We start from the raw sequence: 19,346 nt of genomic DNA, 5'->3' as shown, positions 1-19,346 counted from the left end.
GCGGCGAGGCTCAGGCCAACGATCTCGGGCCTGCACCTCACCCCTACCCCTCTCCTTCCCGGAGAGGGGTTCCCGCGGTTGACGCGGCGCGGTCCCTCACCGGTTGAGCCTGACAGCCCCGCTCCCCGACAGGTCATAGCCGCCGAGCTCCTGCGCGCGCGCGGCCATGTCGGGGCCGCGCATCCAGGCGAGCAGGGTCTGCGCCTGCGGCTCGAAATAGCTGCGCCGGCGCAGGACGAGGTCGACATGCTCCCAGACCAGCGGCAGGAAATCGAGGCCGAAGGCGGTCGCGATGGCGCGCGAGGCGATGCCGCAATCGGCGCGGCCGGTGCGGATCGCCAGCGCCAGGTCCTGCCCGGTGGAGGAGACGCCATCGGCCACGATCATGGCGCCGGCCGGGATCGATTCGCGTTCCAGCAGGCTCTGCAGCAGCAATTGCGCGCCGGCGCCCTGCTGGCGGCGGGCGAAGCGGGCGCGCCGGGCGATGGCGGAGGCGATGCCGGCGAGCCCGAGCGGATTGCCGGGCGCGACCAGCAGGCCCTGCTCGCGCCGGGCGAAGGCGATCACCACCGCATCGTGCAGAACGGCGTAGGAGCGGATCGCGACGAGATTGGCCTCGTCATCGTCGGGCGTCGCATGGAGATGGATCGCCGCGATGGCGACCTCGTTGCGCAGCAGCCGGTCGAGCCCGGCCTGCGAGCCTTCCGCCAACAGGGCGTAGCCGGAGCCTGAATCGCGGACCGCGACCTCGAGCAGCGAATCCTGGCTGCCGCCGATGATCGGCGGCGGATTCACCCATTGCATCCCCTCCGGCCGGGCGAGGCCGGCCTCGAGCCAGCGGTCGAGCGCGGCACGGGGGAACAGCCATTTGCCGCTGACCTTGGTGCAGGGCACGGCGCCATGCGCGACCAGCTCGTAGAGCTTGCGCTCCTTCAGCCGCAGATAGGCGGCGGCTTCCTCGGTAGTCAGGTAGACCTGGCTCTGCACCTTGCTGCGAATTCCTGCATTCGTTCCAAAGTTGGCTTTTTGTCGCATTGAATTCTAGCATTTACAAGCGTTTGCAGGATGCAGGCGGACGTAAGGGGAGGCAGGTCGGCGCGGTGGAGTTCGGAGCGATCTTTCAGGCGGCGTTCGCGCTGGTGGTCGGCCTCGATCCCGGCTTCCTGGCGATCGTCGGCCTGTCGCTGCGGGTGACGCTCACCGCCGTCCTCATCGCCGGGCTGATCGGCCTGCCGCTCGGGGCGGCGCTGGCGCTGGCGCGCTTTCCCGGCCGCGCTGCCGTGATCGTTTGCCTCAATGCGCTGATGGGCCTGCCGCCCGTCGTCGCCGGGCTCGTCGTTTTCCTGCTGCTGTCGCGATCCGGCCCGCTCGGCTCGCTCGCGCTGCTGTTCACGCCGACGGCGATGATCATTGCGCAGGTGATCCTCGTTCTGCCGATCGTGATCGCGCTGACCCGCCAGACGGTCGAGGACCTGTGGAGCGAGTATCGCGACCATCTGCGCTCGGTCGGGCTCGACGGCATGCGCGCCATCCCGACCTTGCTCTTCGACGGGCGCTTCGCGCTCGCCACCGCCCTGCTCGCCGGCTTCGGCCGGGCGAGCGCCGAGGTCGGCGCGGTGTTGATCGTCGGCGGCAACATCGCCGGCTACACGCGCACCATGACCACGACGATCACGCTCGAGACCTCGAAGGGCGACCTGCCGCTGGCGCTCGGGCTCGGGCTGGTGCTGATCTCGCTGACGCTGGCGATCAATGCGGTCGCCTTCGGGGCCAGCCGCATCGGCGCGCGCTATGCGGGATGAGCGCCATGCGTGACATCGTCTCGATCCTGCCGCTCGGCGTCGAACGCATCTCCTTCCTCGGGGACGGCCGCACGCTGGTCGACGAGGTCAGCTTCAACGTCCCGCAAGGCGGGCTGACCGTGCTGCTCGGCCCCAACGGCGCCGGCAAGTCGCTGACGCTCAGGCTCTGCCACGGCCTGCTCAAGCCGAGCGCTGGCAGGATCGGATGGGCGAACGGCGCGCCGTCCGGCGGGGTGAAGCGCCATGCCATGGTCTTCCAGAAGCCGATCATGCTGCGCCGCTCGGTCGAGGCCAATGTCGCGCATGCGCTGGCGGCGGCTGGCGTCTCCGGCGTGGAGCGAGGCACGCGCTGCCGCGAGGCGCTCGCGCGCTTCGGCCTCAGCGGGCTTGCGGCACAGCCGGCCCGGCTGCTTTCGGGCGGCGAGCAGCAGCGGCTCGCGATCGCGCGCGCCTGGGCGCTGCGGCCCGAGCTCCTCTTCCTCGACGAGCCGACCTCGCAGCTCGATCCCGCCGCGACGCGCCAGATCGAGGAGCTTTTGTCGGGCCTCGTCGCCGAGGGCATCACGGTGATGATGTCGACCCATGATCTCGGCCAGGCGCGCCGCCTCGCCGGCCGGGTGCTCTTCCTGCATCGCGGCCGGCTCGTCGAGGACACGCCGGCCGCCGCCTTCTTCGCCGGCCCGCAATCGCCCGAGGCAAAAGCCTTCCTGGGTGGAGAGCTGATCTGGTGAACACCTTTCCAACGACAGAACCGAGGAGACGACCATGAGCCTGTTCGACCGCCGCCGCCTGATCGCGGCCGGCCTGTTCACCTGCCTCGCCGGCCTGGCGCAGGCACAGACGACGACGGCGCCGGCCAATCCCGCCGGCAGCGCCACCTCCCAGAGCGGCGACACCCGCTTCATCACGGTGTCCTCGACGACCTCGACCCAGGATTCGGGCCTGTTCGGCCATATCCTGCCGCTGTTCAAGGCCAAGACCGGGATCGAGGTCCGGGTCATCTCGCAGGGCACCGGCCAGGCGCTCGACACCGGGCGCCGCGGCGACGCCGACGTCGTCTTCGTCCATGCCCGGGCGCAGGAGGAGAAATTCGTGGCGGAGGGCTTCGGGCTCGAGCGCAAGCCGGTGATGTATAACGACTTCGTGCTGATCGGCCCGAAGAGCGACCCGGCCGGCATCGCCGGAGCCAAGGACATCGCAGCGGCGCTGAAGGCGATCAGCGAGAAGGGCTCGCCCTTCGTCTCGCGCGGCGACAAGTCCGGCACGCATGCGGCCGAGCTCAATCTCTGGAAGGTCGCGGGCGTCGATCTCGAGGCCAAGAAAGGGCCGTGGTATCGCGAGATCGGCCAGGGCATGGGCGCGGCGCTGAACAGCGCCAATGCGATGAACGCCTATGTGCTGGCCGATCGCGGCACCTGGATCTCGTTCAAGAATCGCGGCGACCTGACCATTTCGGTCGAGGGCGACAGGCGGCTGTTCAACCAGTACGGCGTCATCGCCGTGAACCCGGCCAAGCACCCGCATGTGAAGATCAATGACGGCCAGTCCTTCGTGAACTGGCTCGTCAGTCCGGAAGGGCAGAAGGCGATCGCCGATTACAAGATCGACGGCCAGCAGCTCTTCTTCCCGAACGCGACCCAGGTCGGGGCATGATGCGATGCGCCGCTTCCTCCTGGCCGGGCTCGTCGGGCTGATGGCTCTGGTCGGCTCCGGGGTTCCCGCCGGCGCGCAGGAGCCGGTCCTGCTCCATGCCGCCGGCAGCCTGAAGGCTGCGCTCACCGAGGTGGCGCAGGCCTTCGAGGCGCAGACCGGGATCGCGGTCAAGCCAGCCTTCGGCGCCTCCGGCCTGCTGCGCGAGCGTATCGCCAAGGGCGAGGCGGCCGAGGTCTTCGCCTCCGCCGATCTCGGCAACCCGCAGGCCCTGGCGCAGGCCGGGCTGGCGGGCCCGGTCGTGCTCTTCGCCCGCAACGAGCTTTGCGCCTTCGCGCGGCCCGGTGTCGCCGTCACCCCGGAGACGCTGCTGGAGCGCATGCTCGATCCGGCGGTGAAGCTCGGCACCTCGACGCCGAAGGCCGACCCCTCGGGCGACTATGCTTTCGCGGTCTTCGCCCGGGCCGAGGCGGTGAAGCCGGGCGCGAAAGCGGCGCTCGAAGCCAAGGCGCTGCAGCTCACCGGCGGGCCGGGAAGCGTGCCGGCGCCCGCCGGCGTCAATGTCTATGGCCATAAGCTCGGCAATGGCGAGGCGGACCTGTTCCTGGCCTATTGCACCAATGCCCAGCCGCTCGCCACGGAGCAGCCGGGCGTGACGCTGGTCAGGCTCCCGGCGGCGCTCGCGGTCGGGGCGGATTACGGGCTGACCGTGCTCGGCAACGCCTCGCCAAACGCCTACCGGCTCGCCATGTTCATGCTCTCGCAAGCAGGCCAGGAGATCCTGGCGAAGCATGGTTTTTCCGCGCCGCTCCTGCCGCGCGAGGGCAAGAACTGACGGGATGGGCTGATGGACTGGCAGGCGACGCGACCGGGCGAGACATCCATGCCGCTGCCCGAGCGGCAGGACGCGCATCTCGTCTTCATCGGCCGGCTGCGCACGCCCTTCGCCTCGCGTGACGACTGCCCGCGCCAGGGCGACGCCGAGGCCGGGCCGCTTTGCCGCGTCGAGATCGACGAGCCCTGGCGTCCGGCGCTGGCCGGGATCGAGCGTTTCGCGCATCTCGACCTGCTCTACTGGATGCACCAGGCGCGGCGCGACCTGCTGACCCAGACACCGCGGGGAGGCGAGACGCTGGGCACCTTCGCGCTGCGCTCGCCGGTCAGGCCCAATCCGATCGCGCTGTCGCGGGTCAGGCTGATCGGCGTGGAGGACGGCGCGCTCGTGGTGCGCGGGCTCGATTGCCTCGACGGCACGCCGCTGATCGACATCAAGCCGAACCGCTGTGCGCATTCCGTGGAGGTGCGAACGTGACGAGCCGGACTCTCTCCCTTCCCCCTTGTGGGGAAGGGTCGGGGATGGGGGTGGTTCCGCTTGGTGAGCGCTCACCCGGCCATTCGCCCCCACCCCTCTCCCCTCCCCACAAGGGGGAGGGGAAGCGCCTATCGAACGAGCGGGGAAGGTGGAATGAGCGCTATTTTCTCCCGTCGTTCGATCCTCGCCGGCATCGCGACGCTGGCCGCGCCGCGCATCGCGAGGGCCGCGACGGTGCGGGATAGCGCCGGACGCGAGATCGCGATTCCGGCCAAAGTCGAGCGCGTCTTTCCCGCCGGACCGCCGGCGGCGATCACGCTCTATACGCTGGCGCCGGACCTGTTGCTCGGCTGGCCGCGGGCCAACCGGGCCGACGAACGCGAATTCCTGCTGCCGGGCATCGGCGACAGGCCCGAGATCGGCCGGATCACCGGGCGCGGCAACAGCGCCAATCTCGAAGCGGTGCTGGAATTGAAGCCCGACCTGATCGTCGATGCCGGCTCGACCGGCAAGACCTATGTCGAGCTCGCCGGGCGCGTGCAGGAACAGACCGGCATCCCCTATGCGCTGCTCGACGGGCGCTTCGCGCAGATCCCGGCGAGCTATCGCATCCTCGGTAGGCTCACCGGACACGACGAGCGGGCCGAGAGGCTGGCGCGCTGGTGCGAGGAGGCGATGGCGACGATCACCGGGCGCATCGCGATGGTTCCCGAGGAGAAGCGCCCCTCGGTCTATTACGCGCGCGGCCCGCGGGGCCTGGAGACCGGGCTCGGCGGCTCGATCAATGTCGAGACGCTGTCCTTTCTCGGGGCGCGCAATGTCGCCGCCGCGACGCCAGGCAGCGGGCTCGCCAATGTCTCGCTCGAGCAGGTGCTGGCCTGGAACCCCGAAGTGATCGTCACCATCGATCTCGGCTTCGCCGAGAGCGTGCGCAGCGATCCCGGCTGGGCGGATATCCGGGCGGTGCGCGAGGGCCGGGTGCACCTCTCGCCGAAACTGCCCTTTGGCTGGGTCGATTTCCCGCCCTCGGTCAACCGCATGATCGGGCTGTGGTGGCTGGCGAAGCTGCTCTATCCGGCGCAGTTCCCCGAGGATATCCGGGTGCTGGCGCGCGAGTTCCACACGCTGTTCTACCAGGTGACACCGAGCGAGGCGCAGCTCGACCGCATCCTGTCCGGGCGGGGGTGAGCCCTTGCCGCCATCCTCCCTGCGCGGAAACCTGATCGCCTTTGGCCTGCTGCTGCTGGCGATCCTGCTCGCCTTCGGGCTGGGACGCTTTCCTGTCGGCCCCGGCGACCTCGGCCGACTGGTCTGGTCGCTCATGAGCGGGCAGCCGTCCGGCCTGCCGCCGCAGGTTGAGACCGTGATCTGGAACATCCGCGGCCCGCGCGTGATCGCGGCCCTGCTTTGCGGCGCGGCGCTCGCCGTTGCCGGGGCGGCCTTCCAGGGCCTGTTCCGCAATCCGCTGGTCTCGCCCGACATCCTTGGCGCCTCCTCGGGCGCGGCGCTCGGCGCGGTGATCGGCATCTATTTCTCGCTCGGCATCGTCGGCATCCAGTTCGCCGCCTTCCTCGGCGGGCTGGTCGCCGTCGGGGCGGTCTATGCCGTGGGCTCGACCATCCGCCGCGGCGATCCGGTGCTGGTTCTGGTGCTGACCGGCGTCGTCGTCGGCTCGCTGCTCGGCGCCGGGATCGGGTTGGTGAAATACTGGGCCGATCCCTACAACCAGCTTCCGGCGATGACCTTCTGGCTGCTCGGCAGCCTCGCCGGCACCGCGCCGCCCGATCTCGTGCCGCTGCTCGGCCCGGTCCTGCTCGGCTCGGCCGTGCTGATCGCGCTGCGCTGGCGCATGAACGCGATGTCGCTGCCGGAGGAGGAGGCGCGCGCGCTCGGGCTCGCGACCGGCCCCTTACGCGTCGCGATCGTCGCCGCGGCGACGCTGGTGACGGCGGCGAGCGTCGCGGCCGCCGGGATCATCGGCTGGGTCGGGCTTGTCGTGCCGCATCTGGCGCGCTTCCTGGTCGGGCCCGATTTCGGCAAGCTGCTGCCGACGGCGGCGCTGCTCGGCGGCGGCTATCTCCTGATCATCGACACGCTGGCGCGCACCGCAGCCCCGGTCGAGACGCCGCTCGGCATCCTGACCGCGGTGATCGGCACGCCCTTCTTCATCTGGCTGCTGGCCTCGGCGCGCGGGGGCTGGTCGTGAGCCTGAGCGCCAGCGGCCTCGCCTATGGCTATCCCGAGCGCCGCATCGGCGAGGACGTCACGCTCGACCTCAAGGCCGGCGAGGTGCTGGCGCTGCTCGGGCCCAATGGCGGCGGCAAGACGACGCTGCTGAAGACGCTGCTCGGCCTGCTGCCGCCGCAGGCCGGGATGCTCTCGCTCGACGGCCGGCCGCTCGGGTCGCTTTCGATCGGCGAGCGGGCGCGGGCGCTCGGCTATGTGCCGCAGGCCCATGCCGGCACCTTCGCCTTCTCCGTCTTCGCGGTGGTGCTGATGGGGCGGACCGCGCATGGCGGGCTCTTCGCCGCGCCGTCGCGCCATGACCGGGAGGTGGCGCAGGCGATGCTGGAGCGGCTCGGCATCGCGGCGCTCGGCCAGCGCCCCTATACGCAGATCTCCGGCGGCGAGCGCCAGCTCGTGCTGATCGCCCGGGCGTTGGCGCAGGAGCCGCGCTACGTCATCCTCGACGAGCCGACGGCGAGCCTCGATTTCGGCAACCAGGGCAAGGTGATGGCGCAGATCAGGCGGCTCGCGGCCGAGGGGCTGGGCGTGCTCTTCACCACGCATGATCTCAACCAGGCGCTGGCCCATGCCGACCGCGTCATGCTGCTGCGCGAGGGGCGGGCGCTGGCGAGCGGGCCGGCGGCGGAGCTGCTGACGCCGGAGCGGCTCGGGGAACTCTATGGTGCCCCGATCGAGACGGTGCGCGACGCTCAGGGGCGGGTGGCGTTCCTGCCGGGAGCATAGCGCCACCGCCATTGGCGCATGAGCCCCTGGCCGCGCTGATGCGTTGTTGCCGAAAGGAGAGAGCTCATGCCGCTGACGCTCAAGGGTTCATGCCGCTGCGGCGCCGTCCGCTTCTCGGTGGAGAGCCATACGCCGCAGCCCTACCAGCTCTGCTATTGCTCGATCTGCCGCAAGACGGCGGGCGGCGGTGGCTTCGCCATCAACATCATGGGCGACGCCGCGACGCTCAAGGTCGAGGGTGAGGAGGCTGTCGGCCTGTTCCACGCCGAGATCCGCAACGAGAGTGGCGCCTGCCATGTCTCGAGCGGCGAGCGGCGCTTCTGCACATCCTGCGGCACGGCGCTCTTCGTCTCCGATCCGGCCTGGCCGGATCTCGTCCACCCCTTTGCCTCGGCGATCGACAGCGATCTGCCGGTGCCGCCGGAGAAGACCCATCTCCTGCTGCGCTTCAAGGCGGGCTGGGTCGAGCCCGATATCGGCCCGAACGACCAGAGCTTCGACGGCTACCCCGTCGAATCGATCGAGCAATGGCACCGCAAGCGCGGGCTTTGGGTCGATTGAGCGGCGGGCGATCTTCGCCAATCGTCAACCAAAGGTTGCGTTAGGGGAGCGTCGCCCCGTCTATTGTCAACCGCACGTCTTCATCGCCGGGCGAAGCTGGGTAAAGTGAAGCGCCGCGTTCCCGAGGCAGGTCCGTCGCGGACGGCTGCGGGGACGCTGCGCCGCATGGGGGAAACGAGAGATGTCACGCAACTCCGAACGTCCGGACCGTGCCGGCGCGCGTCGCGGACTGCTTGCGCTCGCGCTTGCTACCTCGCTGACGACGCCGGCCATGGCGCAGCAGCCGACGCTAGCCGCGATCGAGGCGCTGCTGCCCGAATTCGAGAAGCAGGTCGCGCGCGGCATGCAGGATTTCTCGGTGCCGGGCCTCGCGGTCGGCATCGTCCATGACGACAAGCTGATCTACAGCAAGGGGTTTGGCGTCAGGGAGGTAGGCAAGGCCGAGCCCGTCACGCCGGAGACGATCTTCCAGATCGGCTCGACCACGAAGGCCTTCTTCGCGACGACGCTGGCCCAGGCGGTCGATGCCGGCAGGCTGAAATGGAGCGACCATGTCAGCGACTTCGTGCCGGCCTTCCAGCTCTCGGACCCGTTCGTCTCGCGCGATTTCCGCATCCTCGACATCGCGGCGCAGCGCAGCGGCCTGACGCCCTATGTCAATGACGGGCTCGCCTTCCTCGGCTTCGACAAGGAGACGCTGTTCCGGTCGATGCGCGCCGCGCCGCAGATCGGGATTTTTCGTTCGGATTTCCGCTATCTCAACATCCCGCATCTGGCCGGCGGCGAGATCGTCGCCAAGGTCAATGGCGCGCCGTCCTGGTTCGATTCGGCCAAGGCGAGCCTGCTCGATCCTCTCGGCATGACCGCGACAAGCGGGACGGCGGACGCGATCGCGCAGGCGCCGAACCACGCCACCGGGCACCGCCCTGACGACAAGCCGGTCGCGATCCCGTTCCATGCCGCGTTCCCCTATGCGCTGGGTCCGGCCGGCGCGCTCAACTCCAACATCCCCGACATGGCGAAGTGGCTGCGCCTGCAGCTCGGCCGCGGGCATTTCGGCGAGAAGGTCATCGTCTCCGAGGAGAATCTCGACGTGACCTGGACGCCGCGCGTCGCGGTGAACGAGCGGATGAGCTACGCCGTCGGCTGGCTCGCGATGGCGACGCCGCGCGGCCGGGCGATCTGGCATAATGGCGGCACCTCGGGCTTCGGCGCCCATGCCGGCTTCCTGCCGGATGCCAGGACGGGCATCGTGATCCTGAGCAATATCGGCAGCCCGGCGCTCGCCGATGCGCTGGCCCTCTGGTTCTACGACCGCGTGCTCGGCAATCCCGCCGTGGACAATATCGCGCTGGCTTCGGCCGCCGCCAAGAAGCACCGGGAGCAGGAGCGTCAGGAGCAGACGGCCTTCGTCGTCGGCCCGCCGCCGGCGAACGCGGCTGCCTTCGCCGCAACCTATGCCTCGCCGATCCTTGGCGATGGCGTGGTCTCGCTGGTCGACGGCAAGCTGCAATTGAGGCTCGAGCGGACCGATCTCACCATGCTGCTCGAGGCGAACAGGGACGATCCGAACCTGTTCCAGGCGCGGCTTGCGCCGAGCGGCGGCTATGCGCCGATCGTCGCGATCGTCGGCGACACCCCCTTCGTGCAGATGCGCTTCGAGCGCGACATGGCCGGGCGGATCACGCAGCTGCGCTGGATCAATCCGGAACTGCCGCATTCCTTCAGCCGCCAGGCCGACCAGTGAGCGAGGGACCGATGATGAGCTTTCATACCTTCGCGAGAATGGGCTTCACACGACTTGGCTTCGCGCGACTTGGCCTGGTGATCGGGCTGCTCGCGCTCGACATTCCCGGCAGCGCCGTCTCCGCAGCGATGCCGACGCCCGCGATCCAGCCGCCGGCGCTGGTCGAGCCCGCCCGCTCGATCCTGCGCGACCTGTTCCGAGACGATGGCGGGGACGATTTCGTCCATGACGACCATTACGACTGGAACGACTACCGCAACGCGACCTCGCGCAAGGACCGCATCCGCGACTTCTACGAGATGCAGCGGCAGGACCAGAAGAGCTACTGGAAGCAGCAGAAAGAGATCCAGAAGGGCATGATCAAGCGCCAGCGCGGCTGGTAGCGCTCCTCTTCATCGGCCGGCTTCCTGTCGTCATTGCGAGCACAGCGAAGCAATCCAGGAGGTCGGTCGCAGTCCTCTGGATTGCTTCGTCGCTTCGCTTCTCGCAATGACGGCCGCGCGCGCCTATCCCCGCCCGAGCTCGACCGGCACCGAGAACGAGCGCTTCACCTGGCCGAGCGCGAAGCTCGATTCGATCGAGGCGACATTGTCGAGCCGGGTCAGCTTGTCCTTGAGGAAACGCTCATAGGCGGCGAGGTCGCTGACGATGATGCGCAGCAGATAGTCGCGCGGGCCGGTCATCAGGTAGCAGTCGGCGACCTCGGGCCAGCGCGCCACGGCGGCGCCGAACCGGTCGAGCTCCTCCTCGCGCTGACGCTCCAGCTTGATCGAGGCGAAGACCGAGACCGGCAGGCCGAGCTTCTTCTGGTCGACCACCGCGACATAGCCCTGGATGATGCCGGCCTCTTCCAGAAGGCGCACCCGGCGCGCGCAGGGCGAGGGCGAGAGCCCGACCTTCTCGGCGAGGTCCTGATTGCTCATGCGCCCGTCTGCCTGGAGGGCCTGGACGATGCGCCGGTCGATCTCGTCGAGTTTGTGCTCTGGCATTTTTCCTCACCTGACGCCGCGAACTTAGCGGAAACCGGCAGGCGCGGAAGTGCCCAGGTCGGGATCTGTGATATTCCCGTCACGGTTGCAGAATTGCTGTGTTTCAGCGCTGGCGGACACTGGCTCTCGGGATCGGAAGGAGTCTACTCGGGCTCCCTCCCAGCGGATTCCGACATGCTCAACCGCCTGCTCTCGCTCTGCCTTCTCGCGGCCGCGCTCTCCGGCTGCGTCTCCGTCCCGAACCCACTCGCGCCGGACCAGGTCGAAGCCCTCCACCTCACCGCGGTGACCGTCGAGGTCGACCCCGCGGCAATCCTCTGGTGGGGCGACGGCGATCGGGCCTATGCCCGCAGCAAGGGCCTGCCGGAACAGGACTCGGAGGCGCTGTCGAAGACGCCGGAGGCGCGCGCCTTCATCGCCAGTGCCGCCTCGAACAAGATCTCCGCCGCCCTCGAACGCCAGCTCAGGCCGGTCCTTGCCGGCCAGCGGCCGGTGAAGGTCGTCGCGGTCGTGCGCAATCTGCGCGTGACGTCGGTCATCCAGCGCATCCTGGTCGGTGGCCCTCACGAGATGACCGCGGACGTGACGATCACCGATGCCAAGACCGGCACGCCGATCCTGTCTCGTCCAGGTTTGCGAGCGATTGCTCTCGCCGGCGAGGGGCTCGGCGGCACGTTCATCGACGCGGCCTTCATGGCTGATCCGATCGATCGGCTGACGGGGAATTTCGCCGAGAACTTCCGGAACTGGCTCCTGCCGCAGCAACCGCCGCAATAGGAGTTTCCGGCGATCTTGGTGGTTTCCGCCAAATCTGATGGCGTCGGAGCTCATCTTTAGCAGCCTTCGCCACACGAACCATGCATGATGGCCCGCGCTGGAGGCCATCATGTCCGATCCCCGTCTGCCCATCCTCGCCGAGCTGGAAAAGAAGATCCTCTGGCTCGCGTCCTGGACGATCCACAACGCCAACCACCTGCGCGACAATGGCGACGGCATGAAGGTCGGCGGGCACCAGGCCTCCTCGGCCTCGCTGGCGACGATCATGACGGCGCTCTACATGGCGGCGCTGAAGCCGCAGGACCGAGTCGCGGTGAAGCCGCATGCCTCGCCGATCTTCCACGCCATCAACTACCTGATGGGGCTGCAGACCCGCGAAAAACTTGAGAATTTCCGCGGCTACAAGGGCGCGCAGAGCTATCCCTCGCGCACCAAGGACATCGACGATGTCGATTTCTCGACCGGCTCGGTGGGCTTGGGCGTGGCGCAGACGCTCTTCTCCTCGCTGACCCAGGACTATGTGAAGGCGCATGGCTGGGGCGATGGGCGGCCGGACGGGCGCATGGTCTCGCTGATCGGCGATGCCGAACTCGACGAGGGCAATATCTTCGAGGCCCTGATGGAGGGCTGGAAGCACGGCGTGCGCAACACCTGGTGGGTGATCGACTATAATCGCCAGTCGCTAGACGCGGTCATTCGCGAGGGGCTCTACGACCGGTTCGAGACGATGTTCCGCAATTTCGGCTGGGATGTCGTGACGCTGAAATACGGCTCGCTGCAGCAGGCGGCCTTCAAGGAGAAGGGCGGCGAGCGGCTTAAAAGCTGGATCGACTCCTGCCCGAACCAGCTCTACTCGGCCCTGACCTTCCAGGGCGGGGCGGCCTGGCGCAAGCGCCTGATGGACGATCTCGGTGACCAGGGGCCGGTGACGAAGCTGATCGAGAAGCGTTCCGACGCCGCGCTCTCGGCGCTGATGTGCAATCTCGGCGGGCACGACCTGCCTTCGCTGCTGGAGGCTTTCGAGGGCATCGACCATGACCGGCCGGTCTGTTTCCTGGCCTATACCGTCAAGGGTTTTGGGCTGCCTCTCGCCGGGCACAAGGACAATCATGCCGGGCTGATGACCAAGGAGCAGATGGAGGGCTTCAAGCAGGCCAACCAGGTGCGACCCGGTCATGAATGGGATCTGTTCGAGGGGCTGTCGCTGCCGGAAAGCGAGATCCGAGCCTATCTCGACCAGGTGCCGTTCTTCGCCGAGGGACGCCGCCGCTTCTCGGCGCCGACCCTGCCGGTGCCGGAAAAGCTCGAAGCCGGCATCCAGGCGACGATGTCGACGCAAATGGGCTTCGGCAAGGTGCTGGACGAGCTGGCGAAGCTCGGCGGCCCGCTGGCCGACCGCATCGTCACTACGGCGCCCGACGTCACGGTCTCGACCAATCTCGGTCCCTGGGTGAACCGGCGCGGCCTGTTCGCGCGTGCCTCGATGGCCGACACCTTCAAGGACGAGCGCATTCCCTCGATGCAGAAATGGGAGTTCTCGCCCAAGGGCCAGCATATCGAGCTCGGCATCGCCGAGATGAACCTGTTCATCAACCTCTCGGCGCTCGGCCTGTCGCATTCGATCTTCGGCGAGCGCCTGATCCCGATCGGCACGCTCTACGACCCCTTCATCTCGCGCGGGCTCGATGCGCTGAACTATGCCTGCTACCAGGACGCGCGCTTCATGGTGGTGGCGACGCCGTCGGGCGTGACGCTGGCGCCGGAGGGCGGCGCGCATCAGTCGATCGCGACGCCGCTGATCGGCATGAGCCAGGACGGGCTCTGCGCCTTCGAGCCGGCCTTCGTCGACGAGCTCGCCGTGATGATGCGCTGGTCCTTCGAATACCTGCAGAAGGATGGCGAGGGCGACCCCGACGAGCGCACCTGGCTGCGCGACGAGACCGGCGGCTCGGTCTATCTCAGGCTCTCGACGCGTCAGGTCGAGCAGCCGCAGCGGGCGATGACACTGGGCCTGGAGCGCGAGATCATCGACGGCGCCTACTGGCTCCGGAAGCCGGGGCCGAACGCCTCGGTCGTGATCGCCTATACGGGAGCGGTCGCACCCGAGGCGATCGAGGCGGTAGGGCTGCTCGCCGAGGACCGGCGCGATGTCGGGCTGCTCGCCATCACCTCGGCCGACCGGCTCAATGCCGGCTGGCAGGCCGCGGAGCGGGCGCGCCAGCGCGGCAACCATGCCGCGACCAGCCATATCGAGCGCCTGCTCGGCGAGCTCTCGCGCGATTGCGGCATCGTCTCGGTGCTGGACGGGCATCCGGCGACGCTGGCCTGGCTCGGCAGCGTCCATGGCCACAAGCAGAAGGCGCTCGGCGTCGAGCATTTCGGCCAGACCGGAACGGTCGCCGACCTCTACCGGCATTTCGGCATCGACGCGAACGCGATCGTGCACGCGGCGCAGGCCGCGGCGCCAGGCCGGCCGGTGCGGTATCTGAAGGCGTTGCCGTAACCTGCGTCATGCTCGGGCTTGACCCGAGCATCTCAGGACGAGAGGGCGCCTCTTCCGGCAAGAGATTCTCGGGTCTGCGCTTCGCTCCGCCCGAGAATGACGTTTTCCTACTCCCCCAGCCTCTGCTTCACGTTGACCCCGGCGAGCAGCGCCCCGCCGATCAGGAAGAACGCGATCAGCACGGCGAGCCCGGCCTGCTGGCTGGCGAAGAGGCTGGTCGCCAGCGCCACCAAAGTCGGCCCCATGAAGGAGGTCACCTTGCCCGAGAGCGCGAAGAGGCCGAAGAACTCGCCATGCCGGCCGGCCGGCGCGAGGCGGGCCATCAGGCTGCGCGAGGAGGCCTGGAGCGGGCCGGCGACGAGGCCGATCAGCAGGCCGAGCGCGAGATAGACCCGCTCGGGAACGGAGGCGAACAGGCCGTCCCCGACCACGGCAGGCGCGGCCGGGATGACGAAGCCGACATGCGCCGGCCCGAGCGAGAGGATGCCGATACAGGCGAAGAGCAGGCAGGCGATGGCGCCCAGCACTACCGGCTTGCCGCCGATGCGGTCGTCGAGCCTTCCGCCGATCCAGGCGCCGAGCGTGCCGGTGACGGTCAGCAGGATGCCGAAGATGCCGAGCTCGATGGTCTGCCAGCCGAAGACGCCGGCGGCATAGATGCCGCCGAAGGCGAAGAGCGCGACGAGCCCGTCCTGATAGATCATGTTGGCCAACAGGAAGCGGCCGAGCGAGGGCAGGCGCGGCAGCTCGGCCAGCGTCGCCTTCAGGCGCGTCAGCCCGCCCTGAGCCGCCTCGCGCAGGCGCATGCCGGTTCGCGGGGCGTCGGGCGTCAGCAGGAACATCGGCGTGACGAAGATGACGAACCAGAGCGCGGTCAGCAGGCCCGAGGCCCTGTCGCCCTCGCGTGCCGCGGCGTCGAGGCCGAAGATCGGGGAGAGGCCGGCGAGCGTCTTGCCGGTCAGCGGGTCGGCCGCGAGCAGGGCCAAGGTCAGCGCCAGCGAGATCAGCCCGCCGAGATAACCGATCGCCCAGCCCGTGCCGGAGAGCCAGCCGAGGCGTTCGGGCGGCACCAGCCGGGTCATCATCGCGTTGTTGAAGATGGTCGCGAATTCGGCGCCGATCGTGGCGATGACGAAGCCGGTCAGCGCGAGCGGCACGGCCAGCGGCGATCCCGGCTTCGCGAACCAGAGCAGGGCGGAACCGATGACGAGCAGCGTGCCGAAGACGGCGATCCAGGGCTTGCGCGGGCCGGTGCGGTCGGCGATGCCGCCGACCAGCGGCGAGAGCAGGGCGATGCACAGGCCGGCGAAGCCGGTGGCGTAGCCCCAGAGCGCCTGGCCCTGCGTCGGGTCGGAGGCGAGCGTGGCGGCGAAGAAGGGCGCGAAGACGAAGGTCGTGACCAGCGTGAAGAAGGGCTGGGCCGCCCAGTCGAAGAACAGCCAGGCGGTGACGGCGCGCCGCGGCGGGTAGGCCCGAGGCGGCGCCTCGCTGGCGGTCGTCGCAAGGCCGCTCACTGCAGAGTCGTTTCGGGGTCGCTGCCGCCGCGGGCGAGCTCGATCTCGGTGATCGCGACCAGGACCTCGGCCCGGCTCTTCAGGCTCGGCGCCTCGAGCAAAGCCTGCTTCTCGCGCGGGCCGAAGGGGCACATCATCGAGAGCGCGTTGACCAGGGCCTCGTTCGGCGCCTCGTTGACGCCCTTCCAGTCGATCTTGAAGTCGTTCGCCTTGGCGAAGGCGCGCAGGGCCTTCAGCAGGCCGGCGCGGTCGACCTCCTCCTCGCCGGCGCGGGCGCTGAAATCGACGGTGAAATCGTCATAGGAGACCCGTGCCTGCCGATAGGCGGTGGTGACCGAGAGCTCGTCGACGACGCGAAAGCGCGCGATCCCGGTCAGGGTCAGGATGTAGCGGTCGTCGCCGGTCTCGGAGAACTGCGTGATCCGCCCCAGGCAGCCGACGCGCAGCAGCCCCGGCGTCGCGGCCTGACGCCCGCTCTCCGGCTCGGGCTGGATCATGCCGATGGTGCGGTGGCCGCGCAGCGCGTCGTCCACCATGGCGAGATAGCGCGGCTCGAAGATGTTGAGCGGCATCTGCCCGCGCGGAAGCAGCAGCGCGCCGGCCAGCGGGAAGACCGGGATCACCAGCGGGCAATCCTCGGCCCCGTGATAGACGGCGTTCATGCCCATCGGCAGCTCGCTCCCTTCCACCTCGCACCCGTCAGGAGAACAGCAGCGTCGAAAGCTTGCGCCGCCCGGCGATGCTGTGCTCGTCCATCGGCCCCCACGCCTCGAAGAACTGCAGGAGCTGCTTGCGCGCGCCGTCGTCGTTCCATTTGCGGTCGGCCTTGATGATGGCGACGAGATGGTCGACCGCCTCCTCGCGCCGGTCGCGGGCGTTCAATGCCAGCGCCAGGTCGAAGCGCGCCTGATGGTCCTTCGGATTGGCGGCGACCCTGGCTTCGAGCTCGGCCGTGTCGCCGAGCGAGGCGGCCTGCTCGGCGAGCTCGATCGCGGCGCGCACCGCGGCAATGGCGGGGTCGCCCGCCTTGGCTGCCGGCGCGGCCGAGAGAATGCCCTTGGCGCCCTCGAGATCGCCCATGTCGAGATGGAGCCGCGCCAGGCCGGCGAGCGCCACGGTGTTCTCGGGCTCGAGCGCCAGCACATTGGCGAAGAGCTCGCTCGCACCGGCGGCGTCGCCGGCCTCGAGCGCCGCCTGCGCCGCCGTAAGCAGTTCCTCGCTCTCGCCGGGGCCGACCGGCCCGACCAGCTTCTCGACGAAGGCCTTGACCTGGCTTTCGGGCTGCGCGCCCATGAAGCCGTCGATCGGCTGGCCCTGCTGGAAGGCGATCACGGCCGGAATCGACTGTATGCCGAGCTGGCCGGGAATGGCGGGGTGCTCGTCGATATTCATCTTGACGAGCTTGACCTTGCCGCCCGCCTCCTTGACCACCTTCTCGATGATCGGGGTGAGCTGCTTGCAGGGGCCGCACCAGGGCGCCCAGAAATCGACCAGCACCGGCTGGGTCATCGATTCGGCGATGACATCCTGCCGGAAGCCCTGCGTCGTCGTATCCTTGATCAGGCCGGGTTGCTCGGCCGCATCGCCATTGACCAGCATGGGTCGTCCTTCGTTTCGTCAACAGGCCGGATCGCGATCCGGCGGTACCATGAGCCGTCGTCTGGATCCTGCCGCCTTTTAGGGCATGATCCGGGCATCCGAAACCGGCTTGTTCCGGCGGCCGGACGGCGCGGTCCATAGATGGGGAGCTTCTGCCGCTCTGTCCATCGCCGGGCGCGATGTTCTCCGAATGCGGGCCGGCATCATGTCTCGGGCGGCGCCGGCAGATCGACGACCAGCGGCTCGTGGCCGGTAGCGCGCAGGAAGCGCAGCATGTCGTCGCGGGCGATCGCAAGTGTCGCGGTGTTGACCAGCGGGTGAAAATTCATCGCTTCGCCGGTCATCAGGCGGGAATCGAGCACCACGGCGACCCTGCCCTCGCGGTCGTTGATGACGGCGAAGGCGGTGACCGAGCCCGGCGTGACGCCGAGCGTCTCCAGCAGCAGCTCGGCCGAGCCGAAGGAGAGCCGTCCGCTGGCACCGAGCGTCTCGTGCAGGCGCTTCAGGTCGATGCGGGTGCTCTCCAGCGCCGAGACCAGGAAGAGCCGGCCCTTCTTGTCCTTCAGGAACAGGTTCTTGGTGTGATGCCCGGGAACCACGCCGCGCAGCGACTTCGATTCCGCGACGGTGAAGACCGCCTCGTGATCGATCTTGGTCGTGACGATGCCGAGCGTGTCGAGCGCGGAGAGGAGATCGGCCGGCCCGGCCGGACCTGAGGCATCGATAGGCAGGGAAAGGATGGTCATGAACGGCTTCGCAAGGGTTGGACTGGGTGTTCGGGCCCGTCGCCGGGTCCGAGCGACCACATGAGCGATCGGGCGAGCGGCGTCCAGAGCCCGACCGGCAGGCCTGCCTTGCGCAGGGCTTCGCCGACCCAGACATTGCAGCTGCGCAGCAGCCAGAACCGGTCCCGCCCGCGCAGGAAGGCGTCGCCGGTGCCATGGGTGACGTCGGGGAGCACGACGGGGGCTCCGTCCGCGCCCAGTTGCAGGCTGCGTTCGATATGGGCGACGAGACGCCGGTAGCCCGCTTGCGTCACCGTGAAGCGGCGCGCCTCCTCGCCGGCCAGGATCGAGATCACCGGCTGGACATGGACGACCGAGCGATCGAAGGCGACGGCCTTGAGCGCGAGGCCCACCGACAGGTCGGCGAGCGTGCCGAGCTCGGTATAGGCCGCCTGCGAGCCCCAGCCGAAGGCGAGCCAGGGCGCATCGAGCGATTGCCGCGTGATCGGAGAGGCCTGCAGCAGCGGCCGCCAGTCCTTGGCCTCGCTCAGGGTCGGCACGACGATGTCGGTGTGGAAACCGTTGGTCACGACATAGATCGCGATGGGGGCGCCTTCCGACGGCGACGCCTCGGAACGATAGGGCAGGGCGCCGGCGAGGATGGCGACGCCTGCCGCGAGAACCAGGGCGGCGAGGGTCAGCGCGCCGATGCACAGGCCGCGCCAGAGCGTGCGAATCGCAGGGCCGGGTTCCGGTGATCTCAGCATGCCTGTCGGGAGCCGCGCCGCCGCATCGCCCGACGATGCCCGAGGGCTCGCGCCAAGTCGAGCCGATGGCGGCTTGCCGAAACGGCCGCGCCTTGTGAAGATTGCGCAACAAGGCGCTTGCGCTTCGCTGCGCTTTGAGGCAATAACCCGGCCGCGCCATTGGCGCGCCATGTCCGGATGCGGGTGTAGCTCAGGGGTAGAGCACAACCTTGCCAAGGTTGGGGTCGAGGGTTCGAATCCCTTCGCCCGCTCCAGACAATCTCAAGGCTTGAGAAGCATGCAAGCGTCGGGTTTCCCGGCGCTTTTTGCTTTTCTAGCCCGGGTGGTTCGAGGCGAATTCCGAACGGCTCCGAAAGCCCGTGGTTACACCGCGGTTACAGGTTCGCTTCGGGAGCACATAGTTCGCTTAGGTGCGTTTCCGCTAATCCTC

Annotated in this window: 20 protein-coding genes and 1 tRNA gene; 14 read left to right on the top strand and 7 right to left on the bottom strand. The window is 68.8% G+C overall.

Going from position 1 to position 19,346, the window contains the following annotated elements; all coding sequences use genetic code 11:
* Positions 1-96: 96 nt before the first annotated feature.
* Positions 97-987 carry a substrate-binding domain-containing protein gene (locus ACTIF2_RS27135; RefSeq protein WP_439500258.1) on the bottom strand — a complete coding sequence of 297 codons (891 nt, stop codon included), beginning with the start codon at positions 985-987 and terminating at the stop codon, positions 97-99.
* Positions 988-1,100: 113 nt separating this feature from the next.
* On the opposite strand from ACTIF2_RS27135, the gene ACTIF2_RS27130 reads away from it, so the two are divergent.
* The 11 genes from ACTIF2_RS27130 to ACTIF2_RS27080 all read left to right on the top strand — a co-directional run bounded on the left by ACTIF2_RS27130 (position 1,101) and on the right by ACTIF2_RS27080 (position 10,425).
* Positions 1,101-1,802, top strand: coding sequence for an ABC transporter permease (locus ACTIF2_RS27130; protein WP_439500257.1), 702 nt, complete (start codon positions 1,101-1,103; stop codon positions 1,800-1,802).
* Positions 1,803-1,807: 5 nt separating this feature from the next.
* Positions 1,808-2,533: an ATP-binding cassette domain-containing protein gene (locus ACTIF2_RS27125; protein ID WP_439500256.1), complete on the top strand. Its 726-nt coding sequence runs from the start codon at positions 1,808-1,810 to the stop codon at positions 2,531-2,533.
* A gap of 34 nt (positions 2,534-2,567) precedes the next feature.
* Positions 2,568-3,455, top strand: coding sequence for an ABC transporter substrate-binding protein (locus ACTIF2_RS27120; RefSeq protein ID WP_439500255.1), 888 nt, complete (start codon positions 2,568-2,570; stop codon positions 3,453-3,455).
* 4 nt (positions 3,456-3,459) lie between these two features.
* On the top strand, positions 3,460-4,287 hold the full coding sequence (locus ACTIF2_RS27115) for a molybdate ABC transporter substrate-binding protein (protein ID WP_439500254.1): 828 nt from the start codon (positions 3,460-3,462) through the stop codon (positions 4,285-4,287).
* 12 nt (positions 4,288-4,299) lie between these two features.
* The gene (gene tsaA, locus ACTIF2_RS27110) at positions 4,300-4,764 is read left to right on the top strand and encodes a tRNA (N6-threonylcarbamoyladenosine(37)-N6)-methyltransferase TrmO (protein WP_439500253.1); all 465 of its coding nucleotides are present in this window, start codon (positions 4,300-4,302) and stop codon (positions 4,762-4,764) included.
* 153 nt (positions 4,765-4,917) lie between these two features.
* On the top strand, positions 4,918-5,952 hold the full coding sequence (locus ACTIF2_RS27105; protein ID WP_439500252.1) for an iron ABC transporter substrate-binding protein: 1,035 nt from the start codon (positions 4,918-4,920) through the stop codon (positions 5,950-5,952).
* A gap of 4 nt (positions 5,953-5,956) precedes the next feature.
* Complete coding sequence (locus tag ACTIF2_RS27100) at positions 5,957-6,970, top strand: FecCD family ABC transporter permease (protein ID WP_439500251.1); 1,014 nt, start codon at positions 5,957-5,959, stop codon at positions 6,968-6,970.
* The gene (locus tag ACTIF2_RS27095; protein WP_439500250.1) at positions 6,967-7,734 is read left to right on the top strand and encodes an ABC transporter ATP-binding protein; all 768 of its coding nucleotides are present in this window, start codon (positions 6,967-6,969) and stop codon (positions 7,732-7,734) included. Before ACTIF2_RS27100 ends, ACTIF2_RS27095 begins: the two co-directional genes overlap by 4 nt.
* 66 nt (positions 7,735-7,800) lie before the next feature.
* The gene (locus ACTIF2_RS27090; protein WP_439500249.1) at positions 7,801-8,295 is read left to right on the top strand and encodes a GFA family protein; all 495 of its coding nucleotides are present in this window, start codon (positions 7,801-7,803) and stop codon (positions 8,293-8,295) included.
* 181 nt (positions 8,296-8,476) lie between these two features.
* Complete coding sequence (locus ACTIF2_RS27085; RefSeq protein ID WP_439500248.1) at positions 8,477-10,042, top strand: serine hydrolase domain-containing protein; 1,566 nt, start codon at positions 8,477-8,479, stop codon at positions 10,040-10,042.
* Positions 10,043-10,053: 11 nt separating this feature from the next.
* On the top strand, positions 10,054-10,425 hold the full coding sequence (locus ACTIF2_RS27080; RefSeq protein ID WP_439500247.1) for a hypothetical protein: 372 nt from the start codon (positions 10,054-10,056) through the stop codon (positions 10,423-10,425).
* 123 nt (positions 10,426-10,548) lie between these two features.
* On the opposite strand, the gene ACTIF2_RS27075 is transcribed toward ACTIF2_RS27080, so the two are convergent.
* The gene (locus ACTIF2_RS27075; protein WP_439500246.1) at positions 10,549-11,031 is read right to left on the bottom strand and encodes an Lrp/AsnC family transcriptional regulator; all 483 of its coding nucleotides are present in this window, start codon (positions 11,029-11,031) and stop codon (positions 10,549-10,551) included.
* Positions 11,032-11,205: 174 nt separating this feature from the next.
* Between ACTIF2_RS27075 and ACTIF2_RS27070 the strand changes: the two genes are divergently transcribed.
* Together ACTIF2_RS27070 and ACTIF2_RS27065 are read left to right on the top strand one after the other, a co-directional pair.
* The gene (locus ACTIF2_RS27070; protein WP_439500245.1) at positions 11,206-11,808 is read left to right on the top strand and encodes a hypothetical protein; all 603 of its coding nucleotides are present in this window, start codon (positions 11,206-11,208) and stop codon (positions 11,806-11,808) included.
* A gap of 109 nt (positions 11,809-11,917) precedes the next feature.
* Positions 11,918-14,311, top strand: coding sequence for a transketolase-like TK C-terminal-containing protein (locus ACTIF2_RS27065; RefSeq protein WP_439500244.1), 2,394 nt, complete (start codon positions 11,918-11,920; stop codon positions 14,309-14,311).
* A 107-nt stretch (positions 14,312-14,418) separates the two neighbouring features.
* Here the strand turns inward: ACTIF2_RS27065 and ACTIF2_RS27060 are convergent, their stop codons facing one another.
* The 5 genes from ACTIF2_RS27060 to ACTIF2_RS27040 all read right to left on the bottom strand — a co-directional run bounded on the left by ACTIF2_RS27060 (position 14,419) and on the right by ACTIF2_RS27040 (position 18,916).
* A complete protein-coding gene (locus ACTIF2_RS27060; protein ID WP_439500243.1) occupies positions 14,419-15,825 on the bottom strand; it encodes an MFS transporter in 1,407 nt (468 codons plus the stop codon).
* Positions 15,822-16,493: an LON peptidase substrate-binding domain-containing protein gene (locus tag ACTIF2_RS27055; protein ID WP_439500242.1), complete on the bottom strand. Its 672-nt coding sequence runs from the start codon at positions 16,491-16,493 to the stop codon at positions 15,822-15,824. The genes ACTIF2_RS27060 and ACTIF2_RS27055 overlap by 4 nt, the downstream gene beginning before the upstream one ends.
* A 31-nt stretch (positions 16,494-16,524) precedes the next feature.
* Entirely contained in the window at positions 16,525-17,424 is a 900-nt protein-coding gene (gene trxA, locus ACTIF2_RS27050; RefSeq protein ID WP_439500241.1) for a thioredoxin, read from the bottom strand.
* 203 nt (positions 17,425-17,627) lie between these two features.
* Positions 17,628-18,170: a prolyl-tRNA synthetase associated domain-containing protein gene (locus ACTIF2_RS27045; RefSeq protein WP_439500240.1), complete on the bottom strand. Its 543-nt coding sequence runs from the start codon at positions 18,168-18,170 to the stop codon at positions 17,628-17,630.
* Entirely contained in the window at positions 18,167-18,916 is a 750-nt protein-coding gene (locus ACTIF2_RS27040; protein ID WP_439500239.1) for a TIGR02117 family protein, read from the bottom strand. The genes ACTIF2_RS27045 and ACTIF2_RS27040 overlap by 4 nt, the downstream gene beginning before the upstream one ends.
* Before the next feature lie 179 nt (positions 18,917-19,095).
* Between ACTIF2_RS27040 and ACTIF2_RS27035 the strand changes: the two genes are divergently transcribed.
* Positions 19,096-19,170 (top strand) — tRNA-Gly (locus tag ACTIF2_RS27035).
* The last annotated feature ends 176 nt before the right edge of the window (positions 19,171-19,346 follow it).

The organism is Allobosea sp. (assembly GCF_051860145.1).
GTDB lineage: Bacteria > Pseudomonadota > Alphaproteobacteria > Rhizobiales > Beijerinckiaceae > Allobosea.
The sequence above is the reverse complement of the archived record's forward strand: the minus strand, read 5'-3'. Positions and strand labels throughout refer to the sequence as shown.